The sequence below is a fragment of the Lysobacter avium genome (assembly GCF_015209745.1).
Taxonomy (GTDB): Bacteria; Pseudomonadota; Gammaproteobacteria; order Xanthomonadales; family Xanthomonadaceae; genus Novilysobacter; species Novilysobacter avium.
Genome location: NZ_CP063657.1, coordinates 1,316,180 through 1,335,015, shown reverse-complemented (window position 1 = coordinate 1,335,015; position 18,836 = coordinate 1,316,180). Strand labels below are relative to the sequence as shown.

Sequence of the window (18,836 nt, the reverse complement as noted above, 5' to 3'; positions counted from 1 at the left end):
CACCCGGGTCGTTGCATTTCGCATGCAGGGCTGTGGATATGCTGGAGTTCCCGCAAGAGGTAAATGGAATGGGCAGCTTGGACGGTCACGTAGTCATCGTAACGGGCGGCGCAGCCGGTATCGGCGGAGCCCTGACCACGGTATTGACGCAACGCGGTGGAGCAGTGGTAGCCGTGGATGTCGACGAGGAAGCCGGCCGGAGCAAGGAGCGGAGCGACCCCGAACGGATTGTTTTCCTTCACGGTGACGTGTCGCAGAAATCCACCGCCGCGGAAGCCGTCGAGCTGGCGTTGTCACGCTTTGGCAGACTGACGGGCGTGGTGAACAATGCCCACGCCTCCACCCAGAAACCGTTGATGGAGTTGACGGAGCACGACTGGTCGCTCTCGTTCGGGACCGGCTTCAACGCGACGCTGTTCTTCATGCAGGCGGCTTACGCGGAACTGGCAAAGTCGGGCGGGTCCATCGTCAACTTCGGCTCGGGTGCAGGCTTGACCGGCCTGGAAACACAGGCCAGCTACGCCGCGGCAAAGGAAGCCATCCGTGGCCTGAGCCGGGTCGCTGCCAACGAGTGGGCGAAGGACAAAATACGCGTCAACGTCGTCTGCCCCAAGGCGCAGACCGAAGGTGTGGCGAAGTGGAAATCCAGCCACCCCGAGCATTACGAGGAAGCTGCGGCCCGGATTCCTCTGGGCTACTTCGGCGACCCTGAAAAGGACATCGCGCCTGTGGTGGCCTTTCTGCTCAGTGACGACAGCCGCTACATGACCGGGCAGACACTGATGGCCGACGGCGGCTCAATCCAGCTCCGGTAAGCATTTGCCTCGCCGCCCGCCCTGGGTGCGCCGATTGCCAGCGGTTCAGGACAACCCGAAGCGGTCCGCATCCAGCATCGCGGGAAAGCGCTCGCGATGCCCATGCAATGCGGCCGCGAGCAGGGTCGTGGTGGTCACCAGCTCGCGGTCGGTGCATTCGCTCAGCGCGTCGCCCACGTAATCGATCACCGCGCTGTCACCGGAATAGGCCAGGTCGTTGCCGTCGGTGCCGACGCGGTTGACGCCCGCCACGAAGCAGAGGTTTTCGATCGCCCGCGCCCGCAGCAGCGTCTTCCAGGCATGCGCGCGTGCCGCGGGCCAGTTGGCGACATACAGGGCCAGGTCGTAGTCCGGGGCTCCCTCGCGCTCGACATCGAAACGGTTGCGGGAAAACACCGGGAATCGCAGGTCGTAGCAGACCATCGGGCAGATACGCCAGCCTTTCCACTCCACCGTCAGCCGGTCACGGCCGGGCGCGTAGCGCTTGTGCTCGCCGGCGTAACGGAACAGGTGCCGCTTGTCGTAGCTGTGCAGGCCGCCGTCGGGCGTGGCGAACAGCATGCGGTTGAAGACCTTGTCGCCGTCGCGGATCTGCACGCTTCCGGTAACCGCCGCGTCCAGTGCCCTCGCCTGCTCGCGCATCCACGCCACCGACTCGCCGTCCATGGTTTCGGCATCATCGATGGCATCGTTGGAGAAGCCGCTGGTGAAGGTCTCCGGCAACACCACCAGATCGGTCAGGCCACGCAGGGACGCGATCAGGCCGCCGTAATACTCGCGGTTGCCGGCCGGGTCGTGCCAGAGCGTTTCGCCCTGGACGAGGGAGACACGAAGGTTGTCCATCACAGCTTCTCCAATCGCTTGATTGCCGCATCGCGGGTGGCTTCGCTCTTGGCAAAGCACAGCCGCACCAGCCGCTGCCCGGCCGGCGGCGTGCCATAGAACGGGGACAGCGGAATCGCGGCGACGCCGTGGTCGATCGCCAGCCAGCGGCAGAATTCGGCATCGTCCAGATCACTGACCGCCGAGTAATCGACCAGCTGGAAGTAGCCGCCCGGCACCGGCAAGGGCTTGAAGCGGGTGGTCAGCAGCTGCTCGCGGAAACGGTCGCGCATCGGCTGATAGAACGCGCCGAGCTCCAGGTAGTGCTCCGGCTCGTCCCGGATCATCTCCGCGAAGGCGAACTGCGCCGGGGCGAAGGTGCAGAAGGTGTTGTACTGGTGGACCTTGCGGAATTCGGCGCTCAAGGCCGGCGGGGCCACGCAATAGCCGACCTTCCAGCCGGTGCAGTGGTAGGTCTTGCCGAAACTGGAGATCACGAACGCACGCTCGCGCAGTTCCCGATAGCGCAGCACCGACTCGTGGCGCGCCCCGTCAAAGACGATGTGCTCGTAGACCTCGTCCGACAGCAGGTAGATGTCGGTATCGCGCAACAGCGCGGTCAGTTGCTCGATGTCGTCCGCATCCAGCGTCGCGCCGGAGGGATTGTGCGGGCTGTTGATCATCAGCATCCGGGTCTGCGGCGTGACTGCCGCTCGGATCAGGTCCCAGTCCGGTGCGAAGGTGTGCGGGTCCAGCGGCACATGGACGGGGATGCCCCCGGCCATCTCGATGGCGGGCTCGTAACAGTCGTAGCAGGGGTCCAGGATGATGACCTCCTCGCCCGGCCGGACCACCGCGTGGATGGCGTCCAGAATCGCCTCGCTGCCGCCGGAGGTGACGGTGATCTCGGCATCCACATCGGGCCGGTAGCCGTAGCAGCGCTCGGTCTTCTCCGCGATCGCCTCGCGCAGCGCCGGGATGCCGCTCATCGGCGCGTACTGGTTGCGTCCGTCGCGCATCGCCCTGGCCAGGGCCTCTACCAGCCGTTCGGGCGGATCGAAGTCGGGAAACCCCTGACCCAGGTTGACCGCGTTGCGGTCGGCGGCCAGCTGCGACATGACGGTGAAAATCGTCGTGCCCACCTTGGGCAGTTTGGTTTCCGGGACGGGCACGGTGCTGGTGGAGGCGCTGATCGACATGAGCGAGACCTGTGAGTCACAAAGGCAGCCAGTCTACGAAATACCGTCGTGCTGCGAGCGGGGTCGCCGGCGGCGTCACCGGACCGGCACCGCGCAGATAGCGCGGGACACTTGCATCCGGCCTCCAGTAGTCGGAAGCTGGCCCTCATGAGGACACTCAAGGTCGTCGATGCGATCGAGTTGGCCACTGCCTACGCCGCGGCCCGGTATGGGGTGCGGGTGGATGGTGCTGAGTTCCCGCTGCTCGTGGGCGAACGCGCTGGGCGACTGGAAAGCCATTGGCCCGCCCGATCCTATGCGTTCATCACCGCCTGGAACCCGGCCTCCGAACCGCGTCCCGACGACGCCAACCAACAGGCCGACGCCCAACTGGTGGCGCGTCTGGAGGCGTTGGGCATCCAGCGCGAGCCCGCGTGGGCGGAAGGTCCGGATGGAAAGTGGCACGAACCGGGCTGGTTGCTTGCAGACATGGATGTACCCACCGCGTCCGCACTGGCGGATTCGCTTGGCCAGGCAGCGATCCTGGCGTGGGATTCGGGCGAGCCAGTGGTCCTGCGGATGCTGGCGCCGGGTCCATCACGGGAAGCCTGGAAGCAGGCGGTATCGAATCGCGAGCTGCCCTCCGACGCAGCTTCCTGCGTTCACTGGAAAGACCAGCAACGGGACGCTCCACCGAACGGCTAACATGGGCGCCCGGAGTTCCACCGGCCATGACGCCTCCAGATGACCGCCGCCGATCGATCCGCACCGCCCCTGCTTGCCGCCCGCGGCCTGCATTTCGCCCGCAATGACGACCCCGTGTTCGGCCCGCTGGATTTCTCGGTGGACGCGGGCGAAGCGCTGCTCGTCCAAGGCGGCAATGGCTCCGGCAAGACCACCCTGTTGCGCGTGCTGGCCGGCCTGCTTCGCGCCGACGGCGGCGAGGTGGATATCGACGGGCAGCGGGCGCGGGCGTCGCGCCGGGCGCGGGCCATTGCCTACATGGGGCATCTGCCGGGCTTCAAGGCCGACCTGAGCGCGATGGAAAACCTGTCCTTTCTCTGCGGGCTGCAGGGAAGGCGACGCAACCAGTTGCCGATCAATGCCTTGGCCATCGTCGGGCTGGGCGGATACGAGGACGCGCTCGCGCGCCAGCTGTCCGCCGGCCAGAAGAAGCGGCTGTCACTCGCGCGGCTGTGGTTGTCGCCGGCACCGCTGTGGCTGCTGGATGAGCCGTACGCCAACCTGGACCTGGAAGGGATCGAGCTGGTCAACCGGATGATCCAGGCGCATCTGCGCAGCGGCGGAGCGGCCCTGGTGACGACCCACGGCGCCTACGCGGCACCGCCGGTGCGAACGCGCATGCTCGAGATGGTCCGCCAGTCCAACGGCGCGATCGCATGAGCGGCGCCCTGCCAGGTCTTCCCGGATCGGCAAAGGCGCTGATGAAGCGCGACCTGCGCCTGCTGTGGCGCCGGCGCGGGGATGCGTTCCAGCCGGCGTTGTTCGCCCTCCTCGTCGTGGTGCTGTTCGCTCTCGCCCTCGGCGGCGAGCCCGACACCCTTGCCGCTGTCGCCGGCGCGGTGCTCTGGGTGGCAGTCCTTCTGGCCGGCCTTCTTTCGCTAGACACGCTCTTCCGCGGTGACGCGGAGGATGGCTCGCTGGAGCAATGGATGCTGGCGCCGGTGCCGCTGGGCTGGCTGGTGGGCGTGCGCACCTTCATGCACTGGGCGACCACCGCCCTGCCGCTGCTGCTCGCCACGCCTTTCCTTGCCGAACTGATGCACCTCCCGCGCGCACAATTGCCCGTGCTGATGGCCGCCCTTGCACTGGGAACACCCCTGCTGAGCCTGCTGGGCGCCGTGGTCGCCGCATTGACCGTTGGAATGAGGCGCTCCGGTATACTTGTGGCCTTGCTGGCCCTGCCCCTTTACGTGCCTGTGCTGGTCTTTGGCGCCGGCAGCGTCGCAGCAGCGGCGCAGGGGCTGGACCCGGTCGGCCCGCTGCTCCTGCTGGGCGCGGGACTGGCGGTAGCGCTGGTGCTGGCGCCACTGGTGGCAGCAGCGGCGATCCGGATTGCTCTGAATTGAGGCATATGAATCCCATCGTCCTGTGGTTCCACAAACTCGGCTCGCCTCCCACCTTCGACCGTTTCGCAGCCCGTTGGGCGCCGTGGGCGTACGGGCTGGGCCTGCTGGTAATCGGGTGGGGCGTGTATGGCGCCCTGTTCACCGTGCCGGCCGACTACCAGCAGGGCGACAGCTTCCGCATCCTCTATATCCACGTGCCGGCCGCCTGGATGAGCCTGGCAGTGTTCGGCCTGATGGCGATCTACGCCGCGATCGCGCTGATCTGGCGGATCAAGCTGTGCGAGATCCTGGCGATGGCCTGTGCGCCGATCGGTGCCGGTTTTACCCTCATCACGCTGCTGACCGGTGCGATCTGGGGCAAGCCGATGTGGGGCACCTGGTGGGACTGGGATCCACGCCTGACCACGCAGCTGATCCTGCTGTTCCTGTATCTGGGCGTCATCGGGCTGTACAACGCGATTGACGACCGCCGCAGTGCCGCGCGCGCCGCCGGGCTCCTGGCGATTGTAGGCGTGGTGTTGCTGCCGATCATCCGCTACTCGGTGGTGTGGTGGAACTCGCTGCACCAGGGGCAGACGATCCGCCTGCTGGGCGAGTCGACGATGGACCCGAGCATGCTGCAGCCGCTGATCTGGATGCTGGTCGGTACCAAGCTGTGGTTCATTGGCGCGCTGCTCGTGCGTGCCCGCGCCGACAACCTGCGCCGCGAGTCCGGCAAGGCCTGGGTCGCCGCGCTGGCCTCCGGTTCGACCGGCGAAAATCCGCACTCCGCCCCGGGTATATCGCCATGAGCTACCTGGGCTATGTCGTTGCCGCCTACGCGGTGTTCGTGGTCGTGCTGGGCGGGGAATTCCTTGCCAGCTGGCTGCAGGTGCGCAGGGAGTTGCGCAACGCACGGCGCCGTGTCGCGCGCCAGGCCGCTGCCCGCGCGCATCCGGTGCCGCCCTCCGTTTCCAACGAGTTGATCCGATGAATCCTATTCGCCGCCGCCGCCTGATGTGGGTGCTTGCCCTTGTCGTCGCCGCCGCCATTGCCGCTTCACTGGTGGCCATGGCGCTGCAGCGCAACGTCGCCTATCTCTACACACCCAACGAGGTGATCACCGGCGAGGCCGGCGCGGACGTCTCATCCGGCCAGGCCCGGTTCCGCCTCGGCGGCATGGTCGCGGAAGGCTCGCTGAAGCGCACCGACGGCTCGCTGGACTCGCACTTCAGCGTGACCGACGGCGACGCCGAAATGCCGGTCGTGTACACCGGCATCCTCCCGGACCTGTTCCGTGAGAACCAGGCGGTGATCGTCACCGGCAGGATGGAGGGCGACCGCTTCGTCGCCGAGCAGGTGCTGGCCAAGCACGACGAGACCTACATGCCCAAGGAAGTGGCCGACAAGATGGGGATCGCCCACCAGAAACACGACGTCGATACCCCGGCGGGGCCGTAGGCATGCTGCCGGAGCTGGGCCAACTCGCCCTGATTCTCGCCCTGCTTGTCGCTGCGCTGCAGGCCGCGCTGCCACTGATCGGCGCGCACCGCGGCATCCACACCTGGATGGCCGTGGCCCGGCCGGCGGCCTACGCGCAGATGGTGCTGGTGGGGTTTGCGTTCGTGGTCCTGACGATCGGTTTCGTCATGCAGGACTTCTCGCTGCGGTACGTGGCGGAAAACTCCAATTCGCTGCTGCCGCTGGGCTACCGCTACACGGCGGTCTGGGGCGCGCACGAGGGCTCGCTGCTGATGTGGGCGACGGTGCTGACCCTGTGGACGGGCGCGGTAGCGAAGTTCTCCCAGCGCCTGCCGGCGGAGGTGGTCGCCCGCGTGCTCGGGGTAATGGGCATTGTCAGCCTGGGCTTCCTCGCCTTCCTGATCTTCACCAGCAACCCGTTCGAGCGGCTGCTGCCTGCCGCGATGGAAGGCCGCGACCTCAACCCGCTGCTGCAGGACCCGGGGATGATCATCCATCCGCCGATGCTGTACATCGGTTACGTGGGCTTTGCCGTGCCGTTCTCCTTCGCCATCGCCGCGCTGCTGGACGGCAAGGTCGACACGCGCTGGGTGCGCTGGACCCGGCCGTGGACCAACGTCGCCTGGTCATTCCTTACCCTGGGCATCGCGCTGGGCAGCTGGTGGGCGTATTACGAGCTCGGCTGGGGTGGCTGGTGGTTCTGGGATCCGGTCGAGAACGCGAGCTTCATGCCGTGGCTGGCCGGCGCCGCGCTGTTGCACTCCCAGGCCGTTACCGAGAAACGCGGCAGCTTCCGCGGCTGGACCCTGCTGCTGGCGATTGCCAGTTTCTCGCTCTCGCTGCTGGGTACCTTCCTGGTGCGCTCCGGCGTGCTGACCAGCGTGCATGCCTTCGCCGCCGATCCGGCGCGTGGTCTTTTCATCCTGATCTTCCTGGGCATAGTGATCGGCGGCTCGCTGGTGCTCTACGCCATCCGTGCGCCGGGAATCCATCACGACAAGCCGTTTGCGGTCTATTCGCGGGAAACCCTGCTGCTGGCCAACAACCTGCTGCTGGCGACGGCCTGCGCGATGGTGCTGCTGGGCACGCTGTACCCGCTGCTGGCCGACGCTCTGGATCTGGGCAAGATCTCGGTGGGGCCGCCCTACTTCGCCTTGTTGTTCATCCTGTTGATGGCGCCGATCGTGTTGCTGCTGCCCTTCGGGCCGCTGACGCGCTGGCAGCGTGACCAGCCATCGCGGGTGATGGCGATGCTCGCGCCGTGGCTGCTCGTCGCGCTGGTGGCCGGCGTGGCCGCATTCTTCCTTGCACCGCAGGGTCGCTGGAAGGTGGCCGCGGGCATCTTCGGCGCCGCCTGGGTGGGGCTGGGAACGCTGCGTTTCGTGTGGTCCCGCTACAAGGGCGCCAAGACGCGCATGACCGCCGAAATGCTGGGCATGACCCTGGCCCATCTGGGCGTGGCGGTGTTCCTGGTCGGCGCACTGCTGGTTGAAGGCCTGGAGCAGCAGAAGGAAGTGGCGGTCAAGGCGGGCGCGACCGTGGAGTTGGGCCACTACGCATTCCGCTTCGACGGCGTGGACATGCGCCAGGGCCCGAACTACACCGCCAGCTACGCCACCGTGCACGCGTTCAAGGACGGCAAGCCGCTTGCCGAGCTGCACCCCGAGAAACGCACCTATGCCAGCGGCGGCGAAGTCATGACGGAGGCGGCGATCGTCAGCGGCGTCACCCGCGACCTCTACGTCGCAATCGGCGAGTCGCTGGGCAACGACGCCTGGGCGCTGCGGATGCAGGTCAAGCCGTTCGTACGCTGGATCTGGGCCGGCGCGCTGCTGATGATGCTTGGCGGCTTGGTATCGGCCTCCGACAAACGATTCCGCCGGCCTGCGCCGCCTGCTGCCCGACCCGAGGCCACGCCATGACTCCCATCGAAAAATCGACCTTCTCGCGCTGGGTGCCGCTGCTGGCGGCTGCGGCCATTGGCGCCCTCCTGCTGGCGGGCGTGATTCTGAGCCGCAGTCAGGATCGAGAAGCCCTGCCCTCGCCATTGATCGGCAAGTCAGCCCCGACGTTCGACCTGCCCGTACTGCACGACGCGTCCTACCGGATCTCATCCAGGGAACTGCTGGGCGAGCCGTACCTGATGAACGTCTGGGGCAGCTGGTGCCCCGAATGCCGGGTCGAGCATCCGGTGCTCACCAGATTTGCCGAAACCAAACGCGTGCGCGTGGTTGGCTACAACCTCAAGGACGAACGCGAAGACGCACTGCGCTGGCTGGAGCAGTTCGGCAACCTCTACTTCGTGGTGCTGGCCGACTACAGCGGCGAGACCGCGCTGGACTGGGGTATCTACGGCGCCCCGGAGACCTTCCTGGTCGACGCCAAGGGCGTGGTTCGCTGGAAGCACGTTGGCACCGTGACCCAGCAGATCCTCGACGACGAGGTCATCCCCCTGCTCGATCGCATGGACGCTGAATCATGAGGCGATCCTGGCCGCTGATATTGCTGCTCGCCCTGCTGTTGCCGGCGTTGGCCGTCGCGCAGGCGGTCAGGGACCCCTCGCCGATGCAGTTCACCGACCAGGCCGAAGCCGACCGCTTCCACGACCTTGCCGGCGAGTTGCGCTGCGTCAAATGCCAGAACCAGTCGCTGGCCGACTCCAATGCGGCCATCGCCCAGGACCTGCGCCACGAGGTGCTGACGCTGATGCGCCAGGGCAAGTCGAACGCGGAGGTCAAGGACTACCTGGTGGCGCGGTATGGCGAGTTCGTGCTGTACCGGCCGCGGATGGACACCAAGACCTGGTTGCTCTGGTTCGGCCCGGCCCTGGTGCTGCTGGCCGGGGCAGTGGTCGTGGTCAACGTGGTCCGGCGGCATTCTCGGATGGCAGCTGCTGGACCCCCCGACAGCATAAAAGCCACCGCCGCCGTTGATGAAGACCAGGAGTGGTGATGACTGTTTTCGTGATCGCCGGGATGGCAATGGCACTGGCGGTGATGCTGTGGGTGTTGCGACCACTGTGGCGCAGCCGTCCGCTGCCAGGCATTGCCCTGGCGGTGCTGCTGGTGACCAGCGCGGGGCTGATTTATTCGGTCGTTGGCACCCCGCGCGCTCTGGATCCGCTGCAGCGCACCGCGCCGGAGACGCTGGCTGACGCGGTCGGTCAACTGGAGGCCGAGCTGGCCCGCGACCCGAACCAGGTGGAAGGCTGGCGCTTGCTTGCCCGCGCGCATCTTGCGCAAGATGATATCGAGCAGTCAATGCAGGCCTATGACCGGGCGTTGAAGCTGGCACCCGATGATCCCGATATCCTGGCCGAAGCCGCCGAGGTCCGCGCCCGCTCGCACGCCGACCGCCGTTTCGACGCCACCTCGGTCGGCATGCTGGAGCACGCGCTCGCCCAGCAGCCCGACCACCAGCGCGCCCGCTGGTTCCTCGGCATCGCCCAGCGCCAAGCCGGCGACGCCGCCGCTGCGGTCGCGACCTGGGAACCGCTGCTCGACCAGGTGGATGCTGCAACGGCCGCCAGCCTGCGTCCGCAGATCGACGCCGCGCGACTGGATGCCGGGATGGAACCGCTGCCTGAGGTGGCGCCCGTCGCGGCGTCGCCGGTGAACATCACCGTCAGCGTATCGCTCGACCCGCGTCTGGCGATGCAGTATCCGCAGGGCGCTAGCGTCTTCGTCATCGCCCGCCAGACCAATGGGTCCCCCGTGCCGGTCGCGGTCAAGAAGCTGCAGGCCGGTGCGTTCCCGCTCACGGTAACCCTGACCGACAGCGACAGCCTGATGCCGACGATGAAGCTGTCCGAGCTCGAGCAGGTGCGCCTGAGCGCACGCATTTCCGCCAGCGGCGAGGCCAGCGCACGCCCCGGCGATTTCGAGTCGGCGCCGGTCGAGGTCGAGGCCGGGCCCGAAGTGGCCGCAGCGCTGCTGATCGACCAGGTGGTCAAGTAGTGGCCACGCTATGACCGAATTCATCCCGCCAGGCACGCGCTGGATCGACCTGCCCTCGCCCTTTCCGATGAAACGCGGCGGCCGCCTGCACGGTGCGCGGATTGCCTACGAGACCTGGGGCGAACTCAACGCCGCCGCCGACAACGCGGTGCTGGTTGCGCCCGGCCTCTCGCCCAATGCCCACATGGCCTCGTCCGAGGCCAATCCGGCGGATGGCTGGTGGGAGCCGATGGTCGGCCCGGGCAAGCCGATCGATACCGATCGCTGGTTCGTCATCTGCGCCAATCCGCTGGGCAGCTGCAAGGGATCCACCGGACCGGCCTCCAGCGACCCCGACACGGGCCTGCCATATCGCTTCCATTTTCCCGAACTCTCGATCGAGGACGGCGCCGACGCCCTCGCCCATGTGGTCCGCGCGCTGGGCATCGACCGCCTGGCCTGCGTGGTCGGCAATTCGATGGGCGGAATGGTCGCGCTGTCGTTGCTGATCCGACACCCCGGCATCGCCGCCACCCATCTCAACGTCGCCGGCGCCGCCCGCGCACTGCCGTGGTCGATCGCCATCCGCTCCTTGCAGCGCGAGGCAATCCGGCTGGATCCCAACTTCAACGGCGGCGATTACAGCGACGATGCCTACCCGGAGTCCGGCATGCGCATGGCGCGCAAGCTGGGCGTTATCACCTATCGCTCGGCACTGGAATGGGATGGCCGCTTCGGTCGGGTCAGGCTGGACTCCGAGCAGACCGACGACGAGCCCTTCGGGCTGGAATTCCAGGTGGAAAGCTATCTGGAAGCCCACGCCCGCCGCTTCGTCCGTCATTTCGATCCCAACTGCTACCTGTACCTGAGTCGCTCCATGGACTGGTTTGACCTGGGCGACCACTGCGCGGAGCGCGAGGTGGGCGATCGCGCGGCCAGCCAGGCGCACACCCGTGCCGGCCTGGCGGCGATTCGCATCGAGCGTGCGTTGACCATTGGCGCGCAAACCGACGTCCTGTTCCCGCTGCAGCAGCAGATGGAGATCGCCGACGGACTGCGGGAAGGTGGGGCGACGGCCGATTGCCTGCCAATGCCATCGCCGCAAGGACACGACGCCTTCCTGGTGGACTACGATCGCTACTGCCCTGCGATCCGCACGTTTTTCGACAGTCTGTGATCCGCGCGATCGGCACCGCGCGCAGGAATCGGCGGACGGGCGATCGCGATTCCATCCAGTAGAATCAATCAGATGAACGAAAACGCGCTGCCCGAGATCACCCCGCCCGCCATCAGGTTTCCCGGCCGGGCCAAGCTCGTCGCCCTGCTCGATGCCGCGGTCAGCCGCGGCGACGAACACCAGGTCACTGCGGCGCTGCGCAATGCTCTGTCCAGCATCATCCCCGACAGCGAGATCCAGCTGCCTGATTGCGTCTCCGAGCCCATCGAAGGCCACTACGCGCGCCGCGAGATCTATCGCAGCACGGAGCACGGCTACAGCGTCGTCGCGATGACCTGGGGGCCCGGCCAGGGCACCCCGGTGCACGACCACTGCGGCCTGTGGTGCGTGGAAGGCGTATGGCAGGGCGGTCTGGACATCACCCAGTACGAGTTGCTGGAACGCGACGGCGAGCGGTTCCGCTTTCGCGGCACCGGCGGAATGATCGCCGGCCCGGGCAGTGCCGGCAGTCTGATCCCGCCGCACGAGTACCACGCGATCCGCAACAGCAGCAGCAACGCGATCGCGATATCGGTCCACATCTACAAGGCACCGATGGAGACCTGCGCGATGTTCGTGCCGGTGGATGGCGAGTGGTTCGCGCGGGTCGAGAAGGCGCTGCCGGTCGACCTCTAGGGGTTCAATAAAGAGCCGCGCCACCCATTGCCTGTTCCAGCGGCAGCCTCGCCGCCTGCGCTGACCCGACGCGTTGTCGCACACGCGCGCTGGACATCCGTTGGCGTAGAACAGGCACCGGCTGCCTCTGTTACGGGCAATAGTGCCCGTCCTCCACTTCTCAAAGGAACTCCCATGCGCGTCCTCATCGTCGGTGCAAACGGCAATATCGGCCGCCGGCTGATCCAGCAGATGGCCTCCGGCCCGCATCAAAGCCAGGCGATGATCCGCGACCCGAAGCAGGCGGCGGAGCTGCGGCAGCTTGGCGCCGATGCCACCGTGGTGGCGGATCTGGAGGACGATATCCAGACCGCACTGGATGGCTGCGATGCCATCATTTTCACCGCGGGTTCCGGCGGCAAGGGCGGCGCGGAGAAGACCGATGCGGTCGACCGGGATGGCGCAATCGCAGTCATCGATGCAGCGCAGAAGGCAGGCATCGAGCGATTCGTGATGGTGTCCTCCATGGGCGCCGACACGCCGGAACAAGGACCCGAGGGCCTGCAGCATTACCTCGGTGCCAAGCAGGCCGCCGACAACCATCTTCGCCAGAGCGATCTGCGCTACACCATCGTTCGCCCAGGCACGCTCAGCGACGAGGCGGGCAGCGGCAGGGTCGAGATCGCCAACGATCTCGGCCGCCACGGCACGGTCCCGCGCGATGACGTGGCCACGGTGCTGCTGCAGGTGCTGGACGCCAACAACACCTGGGGCAAGCAGTTCGAGCTGCTCTCGGGTACATCGTCAGTGTCCGCAGCGGTGGCCGCCATTTGATGGACCAGGCAGAGGGCGCGAGCCGCTGGCGCATCCTGGCAGTGCTGCTGGGCGTGATCTTCATGTCGTTGATCGGCGTGAGCATCGTCAACGTCGCCCTGCCCTCCATCCAGGTCGGTCTGGATGCGGACCAGTCGGACCTGCAGTGGGTATTGTCGGGGTATGCGCTGACCTTCGGGATCATCCTGGTTGCCGCCGGGCGCGCGGGCGACATCGTCGGGCGAGGAGGAATTTTCCTGGTGGGAGTGGGCATCTTCACTCTCTCCTCTGTAGCCGCCGGATTCGCGTCCGATGCGACTTGGCTCAATGCGGCGCGGTTCGTCCAAGGGATCGGCTCGGGGCTGATCAGTCCGCAGGTGATCGGGATGATCCAGCACTACTTCCGCGGGGAGGATCGCGGCAAGGCCTTCGGCTACCTCGGAACGGCGGTTGGCGTTTCGGTGGCGATCGGCCCCGTGCTCGGCGGATTCCTGATTGGCGTAGGCGGGCCTGAACTCGGTTGGCGGCTGACATTCCTTGTGAACGTTCCGATCGGAATCATCGCCGTCATCCTGGGCATGAGGTGGTTCCCGAAGCCTCTGTTCCGGCGGCCTCCAGCGGCGCCGGCCTCTGGAACGGATCGTCCCGCGAGCTGGCTGTGGTCATTGGACCCGGTCGGTTCGGTGCTTCTGGGACTCGCGCTCCTGGCGATCCTCTATCCTTTCATGCAGTCCAATGCTTCAGCGCTCTGGTGGGGGCTGCTGCCGGTCGGGGCCGTCCTGGTCTGGCTTTGGGTCCGCTGGGAGCAGCGCTGCCCGCGCCTGGGTCATACGCCCATGGTGGATTTGGACATTTTCCGCACCAGCAGCTTCACCAATGGCACCGCGATCATGACCCTCTATTTCACTGGCATGACCAGCATCTGGGTCCTGGTCGCACTGTATGTACAGGACGGCCAGGGGAAGACCGCCTTCGAATCCGGACTGTTCGGGATTCCCAGTGCGCTGCTCTCGGCCTACGCGGCGCACTGGTCCGGCCGCCGTGTGAACCATTACGGTCGCAGGATCGTGATCGGCGGGCTGTTCCTGGCCCTGTTCGGCTTGGCCGCCAGCATCGCCGTCGTGTTCCTGCACGAGCGATTCGACGTCAGCGTCTGGTGGCTCATGCTGTCACTCGCGTTCATCGGTATTGCCCAGGGTGCGGTGATCAGTCCGAACCAGACACTGACGCTTGCCGAAGTCCCGTTGGAATATGCGGGGAGCTCGGGCGCGATCATGCAGACCGGGCAACGGGTCGGGACCTCGGTGGGCATTGCGGTGATCACCGCGGCGGTGTTCGCTTCACTCGCCCGATGGTCATGGTCGGTGGCCGTGGTCATCGGGTTCAGCCTGATCTCGCTGGTGGTGCTTGTCGCGCTGGCGATGGCGTTCAAGGATCAGCGCGATCGCCGCAGGATTGTCGCCAGCAAGGCCGCGTCCGACGTGGGGGAACCCCGACCGGTGTATATCAGCGACACCCAGTTCTGACCGCGCAGGTTTTGCTACCAGCATCGCGTTCTGACGCGCATCATCCGGTCTCATCACTCGCCGTCTTCGGTGGTGTTGGCCGCCGTGCGGGAGACTTCGGGCAAGCGCCACGACCCCGCTGTCCCGAGCCGGCCCATGGCCCCGAGCAGGAGCAAGGCCCAGGAAGTCCCCAGCATGGCCACGGCCGCACTGAGGCCGCCAGTCGCCAGCAGCAGCACTCCGATCACGGTGTTGCTGACCGCCGTGTAGTCGGTGCGCCGGTTGCCCTCGGCCATGTCACCAGGTAGGTCTTGCGGCCGATGCGCACGCCAGAATGGGCGATCGCCAACACAAAAAAAACGCCCCGGGATAGAACCACCCGCCGACGCGCCACGAGGGATCCAGCAGCGTCAGCCCGGCGACGAACAGGCACACCGCGGCGGCCATTCCGCCGCCCAGGATCATCACCTGACGGCTGGACGCATCGGCCATGAAGCCCCACACGCTGGCGCTGATCGCGCTGGCCAGCCCGGAGGCAACGACGAAGCCGCCCAACAGTGCGGCGCTTTCACCGCGCTGCTGGGCGAGTACGACCACGAAAGGCCAGCACGGTCTTGGGGTTGATCAGCAGGTCGCCGATCTTGGTGAACATGCTGGCGACGATGATGCGGAAGAAGTTGCCGGGCACTTCCCTGCACGCATCCTCGCTGATGTCGGTGCAGACGCGCGCGTCCTCTTCATTGGCGACCAGCGCGTAGAGACGCTCGGTGGAGCTAAGGTGTTTCATCGATCCGTTACTGCCCCGGCCGTATAAGGGTCCCAGATACTACGGGAGGTCCCTCCCGTCGGGCACAAGGAGCTGAGCGATGAAGACGTACAAAGTTGGGTACCTGATTGGCAGCATGGCCACCGAATCGATCAACCGGAAGCTGGCCAATGCGATGTTCAAGCTGGCACCGGAAGCGTTGCAGTTCGAGGAGATCTCCTACCGCGACCTGCCGATCTACAGCTACGACTACGACCCGGACTACCCGGAGGTCGGGCGCAAATTCAAGAAGGACATCGAGAGCTGCGACGCGGTGCTGATCGTGACGCCGGAGTACAACCGCTCCGTTCCGGGCGGGCTGAAGAACGCGTTCGACTGGGCCAGCCGCCCCTGGGGAACCAACTCGTTTGCCGGGATTCCGTCCGCCGTGGTCGGTGCATCGATCGGCGCGATCGGGACCGCGGTCTGCCAGCAGCATCTGCGCAGCATCCTGGGCTTCCTCGACTCCCCGCAGATGAATTCACCCGAGGCCTACATCCACTTCAAGGACGGGATGATCAACGACGCCGGCGAGATCGCGAACGAGTCCACCGCGGAGTTTCTCGGCAACTACCTCAAGTCCTTCCACGAGCACATCGAGCACATGCTGAGCAAGGTGCCGGCGGACAGCTGAGTCAGAAGGAATACCTGCGTGATCGAACTTGTCATCCAGCAGCGCACCCGTGACCTCGGCAGTTTCGAGGTCGGACGCGTGCTTCCGTTCGCGCAGCGCCGCATGGTGGGCCCGTACATCTTCTTTGACCGCATGGGCCCCAAGGACATGGCGCCCGGCCTGCCCCGCGAGGCGGATGTGCGCCCGCATCCGCACATCGGTCTGTCCACCCTGACCTATCTGTTCGATGGCGAGATCATGCATCGCGACAGTGTCGGATCGGAGCAGGCGGTAGGACCCGGCGAGATCAACCTGATGACATCGGGCAGCGGAATCACGCACTCTGAGCGCTTTGAACGCCTGCGCCGGGAAGGCGGGCTGCTGGACGGCATCCAGGCCTGGGTCGCGCTGCCCGACGAGCGTGAGGAAATGGACCCCGGGTTCTGGCACTACACCAGCACGGCGCTGCCGGTGTTTGACGCCGAGGGCGTGGTCGGCCGTCTGATTGCGGGGAGCCTGTCGGGCGTGGTCTCGCCGGTGCGGACCGAGTCCCCCCAGTTCTATGTCCACTGGGACATGCGGGGCGGCGCCCGGGTCTCGCTGCCGGCGGAATACCCGGAGCGTGCGGTCTACGTGGCACGAGGCGCAGTGGATCTGGACGGTCAGCGCATCGAACAAGGGTTCATGGCCGTCCTCGCTCCCGGCAAGGCGGCAACCATCACCGCCGACGGCGACGCGGTGGTGATGGCGTTGGGCGGCGATCCGGTCGGGCCGCGCTACATCGACTGGAACTTCGTGTCCTCCTCGAAGGAGCGCATCGACCAGGCGCGCGAGGACTGGTCCGCGGGACGCATGAAACTGCCGGACCTGGACAACGAGGAATTCATCCCGTTGCCGCCGAAGATCGGCGAGCTGCGTGAACCCGAACCGATGTCCTGATCCGGCAGCGGTGCCGGGAACGGACGCAGCTCCCTGCCAACCACCGACAGCCCGAGGCGTTACTACAGGGCCAAAACGAAGGGCCTGCGATAGTTCGCAGGCCCTTTTTTTTATCTGGTGCCGAAGGGGGGACTCGAACCCCCACAATGTCTCCATCGGCGGATTTTGAATCCGCTGCGTCTACCGATTCCGCCACTTCGGCGCGGACCGGGAGTATAGCGGAGCGCGCGCGTCGTGCTCCAGCTTTTTTGCCCTTACCAAGGCCACCAGCCGCGGCCGGTCTGGGCATAGCGGTCAGCGGCACGCTCGAACCGGTTGCGTGCACTGACACCGCCGCACAGCAGGTACAGGGGCAGGAACAGCGGCCCCAGGACCATGTACTGGAAGACGTGGGCGCGCTCGTGATCGGCCAGGCAGACCGGTGTCTCGGTGCCCCACCCCGCCCTGTGCGCATAGGTGAGGCACGAGGCGTCCAGATCATCGCCGGTGTGGATGATGACGTTACCCAGCGTAAGCGCCCCGCCCGGCCCCCAACGCCAGCGATGGAACACCAGCGCCAGATCCGCAGCACGCCAATGCACGCGCGCGCCGAAGGGGAGCCCGGCAATGCCCAACACGAGCCCCAGGAGCGTGTTCGGCGATGTCCACGCGATTCCGGCAAGCACCGCCAGCCTCGCCCCTACCGCCCGCGAGCGGCTTGTCAGGGACCTTCCTCCGGCATGAGCAGCCAAAGGATCAGATAGACGATGATTCCGGGGAACGCAGCCGACGCGATTGAGAAGATCACGTACAGAACTCGCAACAGGTTGGAGTTCCAGCCAAAGCGCCTGGCGATGCCGCCCATGACGCCGGCCAGCATTCGATCGGTGCGCGAGCGGGTAAACGGGCCGGATGCGGATTTCATTGGGAAACCTCCTTAGGTCAGCTCGAGCGCTGGGCGAGCCACTCGTGGACGGCCTGCGGCACCTCGCGCTGCGCACGGCTGGAGACGTAGATGCCGATATGGCCTCCGCGGAAAGAGAGTTCGCTGTAGTCCTCCGTACCCACCAGGCCACCCAGCGCCTGCGATGAGGACGGCGGCACGAGATGGTCGTGCTGGGCGAACACGTTCAACACAGGCATGTCGACCCGCGACAGGTCCACGCTGCGGTCGCCGATGCGGATGCTGCCCTTGATGAAGCCATTGGCCTGGTAGAACTGCTTGGTGAACTGGCGAAATGCCTCCCCGGCCTGGTCGGGCGAGTCGAAGATCCAGTTCTCCATGCGCAGGAAGTCCTCCAGCGCCTCCTTGTCATCCATGATGTCGATCAGGCCCACGTACTTCTGCACGAAAAGCCGCCACGGCTTCAACGTCAGGTAGGTGAAATTCATCATGTCGGCCGGGATGTTGCCCAGCGTGTCGACCATCAGGTCCACGTCGACTTCGCGGATCCAGTTCGACAGCATGTTGTCTTCGGTGTGGAAGTCCACCGGAGTGACCATGGTGACGAGGTTCTTGATCTTGGCCGGGTTCAGCGCCGCGTAGCACAGGGAGAAGGCACCACCCTGGCAGATGCCCAGCAGGTTGATGGCGTCCAGGCGATGGGCCGCGCGGATGTGGTCGATCGCGCCGCCCAAATAGCGCTGGATGTAGTCCTCAAGCTCGAGGTAACGATCGGAGCGATCGGGGTAGCCCCAATCCAGGATGTAGACGTCCTCGCCGCGGGCGAGCAGCCCACGCACGATCGACTTGTCTGCCTGCAGGTCCACCATGTACGGCCGGTTGACCAGCGCGTAGGCAATCAGCAGGGGCACCTTGGCGGTAGGTGCACGGCCGTCTTCCAGTTGCGCGCCACGGTAGCGGTACAGGGTGACCTTGCCGTCACTCCAGACCTCCTCTTTCGGCGTCGCGCCGTAGCTGATGTCTCCCACCTGGTGGAGGGTCTTCAGCCCCGCGCGCATCTTCTCCTGCACGCCGCCCGCTTCCCGCGCCAGCGCATCGGCGCTGAAGTCGAAGGGGCCGACGGAGAATGGTGAGGAAGTGTCCATG

General features: G+C 66.2%; 25 protein-coding genes and 1 tRNA gene. 17 read left to right on the top strand and 9 right to left on the bottom strand.

The features are described from left to right. Positions 1-68: 68 nt before the first annotated feature. Entirely contained in the window at positions 69-815 is a 747-nt protein-coding gene (locus tag INQ42_RS06065; RefSeq protein WP_194035584.1) for an SDR family NAD(P)-dependent oxidoreductase, read from the top strand. A gap of 45 nt (positions 816-860) precedes the next feature. On the opposite strand, the gene INQ42_RS06060 is transcribed toward INQ42_RS06065, so the two are convergent. Next, the gene (locus INQ42_RS06060; protein ID WP_194035583.1) at positions 861-1,658 is read right to left on the bottom strand and encodes an amidohydrolase; all 798 of its coding nucleotides are present in this window, start codon (positions 1,656-1,658) and stop codon (positions 861-863) included. Next, entirely contained in the window at positions 1,658-2,836 is a 1,179-nt protein-coding gene (locus tag INQ42_RS06055; protein ID WP_194035582.1) for a pyridoxal phosphate-dependent aminotransferase, read from the bottom strand. Before INQ42_RS06055 ends, INQ42_RS06060 begins: the two co-directional genes overlap by 1 nt. 147 nt (positions 2,837-2,983) lie before the next feature. Between INQ42_RS06055 and INQ42_RS06050 the strand changes: the two genes are divergently transcribed. The 14 genes from INQ42_RS06050 (at position 2,984) to INQ42_RS05985 (ending at position 14,471) form a co-directional block, all read left to right on the top strand. Further along, positions 2,984-3,520 carry a DUF3293 domain-containing protein gene (locus INQ42_RS06050; RefSeq protein ID WP_194035581.1) on the top strand — a complete coding sequence of 179 codons (537 nt, stop codon included), beginning with the start codon at positions 2,984-2,986 and terminating at the stop codon, positions 3,518-3,520. 39 nt (positions 3,521-3,559) lie between these two features. Next, on the top strand, positions 3,560-4,219 hold the full coding sequence (gene ccmA / locus INQ42_RS06045; RefSeq protein WP_194035580.1) for a heme ABC exporter ATP-binding protein CcmA: 660 nt from the start codon (positions 3,560-3,562) through the stop codon (positions 4,217-4,219). Beyond that, a complete protein-coding gene (gene ccmB, locus INQ42_RS06040; protein ID WP_194035579.1) occupies positions 4,216-4,905 on the top strand; it encodes a heme exporter protein CcmB in 690 nt (229 codons plus the stop codon). Before ccmA ends, ccmB begins: the two co-directional genes overlap by 4 nt. A gap of 5 nt (positions 4,906-4,910) precedes the next feature. Next, the gene (locus tag INQ42_RS06035) at positions 4,911-5,696 is read left to right on the top strand and encodes a heme ABC transporter permease (protein WP_194035578.1); all 786 of its coding nucleotides are present in this window, start codon (positions 4,911-4,913) and stop codon (positions 5,694-5,696) included. Then, a complete protein-coding gene (gene ccmD / locus INQ42_RS06030) occupies positions 5,693-5,878 on the top strand; it encodes a heme exporter protein CcmD (RefSeq protein WP_194035577.1) in 186 nt (61 codons plus the stop codon). The genes INQ42_RS06035 and ccmD overlap by 4 nt, the downstream gene beginning before the upstream one ends. Then, positions 5,875-6,345, top strand: coding sequence for a cytochrome c maturation protein CcmE (gene ccmE, locus INQ42_RS06025; protein ID WP_194035576.1), 471 nt, complete (start codon positions 5,875-5,877; stop codon positions 6,343-6,345). Before ccmD ends, ccmE begins: the two co-directional genes overlap by 4 nt. A 2-nt stretch (positions 6,346-6,347) precedes the next feature. Next, positions 6,348-8,288, top strand: a complete 1,941-nt coding sequence (locus tag INQ42_RS06020; RefSeq protein WP_194035575.1) for a heme lyase CcmF/NrfE family subunit — start codon at positions 6,348-6,350, stop codon at positions 8,286-8,288. Beyond that, the gene (locus tag INQ42_RS06015) at positions 8,285-8,848 is read left to right on the top strand and encodes a DsbE family thiol:disulfide interchange protein (protein WP_194035574.1); all 564 of its coding nucleotides are present in this window, start codon (positions 8,285-8,287) and stop codon (positions 8,846-8,848) included. The genes INQ42_RS06020 and INQ42_RS06015 overlap by 4 nt, the downstream gene beginning before the upstream one ends. Then, a complete protein-coding gene (locus tag INQ42_RS06010; RefSeq protein ID WP_194035573.1) occupies positions 8,845-9,318 on the top strand; it encodes a cytochrome c-type biogenesis protein in 474 nt (157 codons plus the stop codon). The genes INQ42_RS06015 and INQ42_RS06010 overlap by 4 nt, the downstream gene beginning before the upstream one ends. Continuing rightward, entirely contained in the window at positions 9,318-10,322 is a 1,005-nt protein-coding gene (locus INQ42_RS06005) for a tetratricopeptide repeat protein (protein WP_194035572.1), read from the top strand. Before INQ42_RS06010 ends, INQ42_RS06005 begins: the two co-directional genes overlap by 1 nt. 10 nt (positions 10,323-10,332) lie before the next feature. After that, entirely contained in the window at positions 10,333-11,478 is a 1,146-nt protein-coding gene (gene metX, locus INQ42_RS06000; protein WP_194035571.1) for a homoserine O-acetyltransferase MetX, read from the top strand. Between the two features lie 72 nt (positions 11,479-11,550). Continuing rightward, a complete protein-coding gene (locus tag INQ42_RS05995; protein WP_194035570.1) occupies positions 11,551-12,153 on the top strand; it encodes a cysteine dioxygenase family protein in 603 nt (200 codons plus the stop codon). A 174-nt stretch (positions 12,154-12,327) separates the two neighbouring features. Next, complete coding sequence (locus tag INQ42_RS05990) at positions 12,328-12,966, top strand: SDR family oxidoreductase (protein WP_194035569.1); 639 nt, start codon at positions 12,328-12,330, stop codon at positions 12,964-12,966. Continuing rightward, complete coding sequence (locus tag INQ42_RS05985; RefSeq protein ID WP_194035568.1) at positions 12,966-14,471, top strand: MFS transporter; 1,506 nt, start codon at positions 12,966-12,968, stop codon at positions 14,469-14,471. The genes INQ42_RS05990 and INQ42_RS05985 overlap by 1 nt, the downstream gene beginning before the upstream one ends. Before the next feature lie 53 nt (positions 14,472-14,524). On the opposite strand, the gene INQ42_RS12910 is transcribed toward INQ42_RS05985, so the two are convergent. Genes INQ42_RS12910 through INQ42_RS12900 form a run of 3 tightly spaced genes read right to left on the bottom strand, consistent with a single transcriptional unit; the run spans position 14,525 to position 15,237 of the window. After that, the gene (locus INQ42_RS12910) at positions 14,525-14,746 is read right to left on the bottom strand and encodes a hypothetical protein (RefSeq protein WP_228064460.1); all 222 of its coding nucleotides are present in this window, start codon (positions 14,744-14,746) and stop codon (positions 14,525-14,527) included. Position 14,747: 1 nt separating this feature from the next. Further along, complete coding sequence (locus INQ42_RS12905) at positions 14,748-15,047, bottom strand: hypothetical protein (protein WP_228064459.1); 300 nt, start codon at positions 15,045-15,047, stop codon at positions 14,748-14,750. Then, positions 15,019-15,237 (bottom strand): hypothetical protein, encoded by a 219-nt coding sequence (locus tag INQ42_RS12900; RefSeq protein WP_228062640.1) that lies wholly within the window; start codon positions 15,235-15,237, stop codon positions 15,019-15,021. The genes INQ42_RS12905 and INQ42_RS12900 overlap by 29 nt, the downstream gene beginning before the upstream one ends. Before the next feature lie 79 nt (positions 15,238-15,316). On the opposite strand from INQ42_RS12900, the gene INQ42_RS05975 reads away from it, so the two are divergent. After that, the gene (locus INQ42_RS05975) at positions 15,317-15,889 is read left to right on the top strand and encodes an NADPH-dependent FMN reductase (RefSeq protein WP_194035567.1); all 573 of its coding nucleotides are present in this window, start codon (positions 15,317-15,319) and stop codon (positions 15,887-15,889) included. 18 nt (positions 15,890-15,907) lie between these two features. Next, positions 15,908-16,807, top strand: coding sequence for a pirin family protein (locus INQ42_RS05970; RefSeq protein ID WP_194035566.1), 900 nt, complete (start codon positions 15,908-15,910; stop codon positions 16,805-16,807). A 115-nt stretch (positions 16,808-16,922) separates the two neighbouring features. Here the strand turns inward: INQ42_RS05970 and INQ42_RS05965 are convergent. The 4 genes from INQ42_RS05965 to INQ42_RS05950 form a co-directional block, all read right to left on the bottom strand. Next, positions 16,923-17,009: transfer RNA gene (locus INQ42_RS05965), tRNA-Leu, on the bottom strand. 52 nt (positions 17,010-17,061) lie between these two features. Next, positions 17,062-17,511: a hypothetical protein gene (locus tag INQ42_RS05960; protein WP_194035782.1), complete on the bottom strand. Its 450-nt coding sequence runs from the start codon at positions 17,509-17,511 to the stop codon at positions 17,062-17,064. Next, the gene (locus INQ42_RS05955; protein ID WP_194035565.1) at positions 17,508-17,711 is read right to left on the bottom strand and encodes a PspC domain-containing protein; all 204 of its coding nucleotides are present in this window, start codon (positions 17,709-17,711) and stop codon (positions 17,508-17,510) included. The genes INQ42_RS05960 and INQ42_RS05955 overlap by 4 nt, the downstream gene beginning before the upstream one ends. Positions 17,712-17,728: 17 nt before the next feature. After that, positions 17,729-18,835: a class III poly(R)-hydroxyalkanoic acid synthase subunit PhaC gene (locus tag INQ42_RS05950; protein WP_194035564.1), complete on the bottom strand. Its 1,107-nt coding sequence runs from the start codon at positions 18,833-18,835 to the stop codon at positions 17,729-17,731. Position 18,836 lies beyond the last annotated feature (1 nt).

Excerpts from the sequence above, each read along its gene's own strand:
- INQ42_RS06065 (WP_194035584.1), top strand. The coding sequence starts at position 69 with ATGGGCAGCTTGGACGGTCACGTAGTCATCGTAACGGGCGGCGCAGCC.
- INQ42_RS06060 (WP_194035583.1), bottom strand. The coding sequence starts at position 1,658 with ATGGACAACCTTCGTGTCTCCCTCGTCCAGGGCGAAACGCTCTGGCAC.
- INQ42_RS06055 (WP_194035582.1), bottom strand. The coding sequence starts at position 2,836 with ATGTCGATCAGCGCCTCCACCAGCACCGTGCCCGTCCCGGAAACCAAA.
- INQ42_RS06050 (WP_194035581.1), top strand. The coding sequence starts at position 2,984 with ATGAGGACACTCAAGGTCGTCGATGCGATCGAGTTGGCCACTGCCTAC.
- ccmA (WP_194035580.1), top strand. The coding sequence starts at position 3,560 with ATGACCGCCGCCGATCGATCCGCACCGCCCCTGCTTGCCGCCCGCGGC.
- ccmB (WP_194035579.1), top strand. The coding sequence starts at position 4,216 with ATGAGCGGCGCCCTGCCAGGTCTTCCCGGATCGGCAAAGGCGCTGATG.
- INQ42_RS06035 (WP_194035578.1), top strand. The coding sequence starts at position 4,911 with ATGAATCCCATCGTCCTGTGGTTCCACAAACTCGGCTCGCCTCCCACC.
- ccmD (WP_194035577.1), top strand. The coding sequence starts at position 5,693 with ATGAGCTACCTGGGCTATGTCGTTGCCGCCTACGCGGTGTTCGTGGTC.
- ccmE (WP_194035576.1), top strand. The coding sequence starts at position 5,875 with ATGAATCCTATTCGCCGCCGCCGCCTGATGTGGGTGCTTGCCCTTGTC.
- INQ42_RS06020 (WP_194035575.1), top strand. The coding sequence starts at position 6,348 with ATGCTGCCGGAGCTGGGCCAACTCGCCCTGATTCTCGCCCTGCTTGTC.
- INQ42_RS06015 (WP_194035574.1), top strand. The coding sequence starts at position 8,285 with ATGACTCCCATCGAAAAATCGACCTTCTCGCGCTGGGTGCCGCTGCTG.
- INQ42_RS06010 (WP_194035573.1), top strand. The coding sequence starts at position 8,845 with ATGAGGCGATCCTGGCCGCTGATATTGCTGCTCGCCCTGCTGTTGCCG.
- INQ42_RS06005 (WP_194035572.1), top strand. The coding sequence starts at position 9,318 with ATGACTGTTTTCGTGATCGCCGGGATGGCAATGGCACTGGCGGTGATG.
- metX (WP_194035571.1), top strand. The coding sequence starts at position 10,333 with ATGACCGAATTCATCCCGCCAGGCACGCGCTGGATCGACCTGCCCTCG.
- INQ42_RS05995 (WP_194035570.1), top strand. The coding sequence starts at position 11,551 with ATGAACGAAAACGCGCTGCCCGAGATCACCCCGCCCGCCATCAGGTTT.
- INQ42_RS05990 (WP_194035569.1), top strand. The coding sequence starts at position 12,328 with ATGCGCGTCCTCATCGTCGGTGCAAACGGCAATATCGGCCGCCGGCTG.
- INQ42_RS05985 (WP_194035568.1), top strand. The coding sequence starts at position 12,966 with ATGGACCAGGCAGAGGGCGCGAGCCGCTGGCGCATCCTGGCAGTGCTG.
- INQ42_RS12910 (WP_228064460.1), bottom strand. The coding sequence starts at position 14,746 with ATGGCCGAGGGCAACCGGCGCACCGACTACACGGCGGTCAGCAACACC.
- INQ42_RS12900 (WP_228062640.1), bottom strand. The coding sequence starts at position 15,237 with ATGAAACACCTTAGCTCCACCGAGCGTCTCTACGCGCTGGTCGCCAAT.
- INQ42_RS05975 (WP_194035567.1), top strand. The coding sequence starts at position 15,317 with ATGAAGACGTACAAAGTTGGGTACCTGATTGGCAGCATGGCCACCGAA.
- INQ42_RS05955 (WP_194035565.1), bottom strand. The coding sequence starts at position 17,711 with ATGAAATCCGCATCCGGCCCGTTTACCCGCTCGCGCACCGATCGAATG.
- INQ42_RS05950 (WP_194035564.1), bottom strand. The coding sequence starts at position 18,835 with ATGGACACTTCCTCACCATTCTCCGTCGGCCCCTTCGACTTCAGCGCC.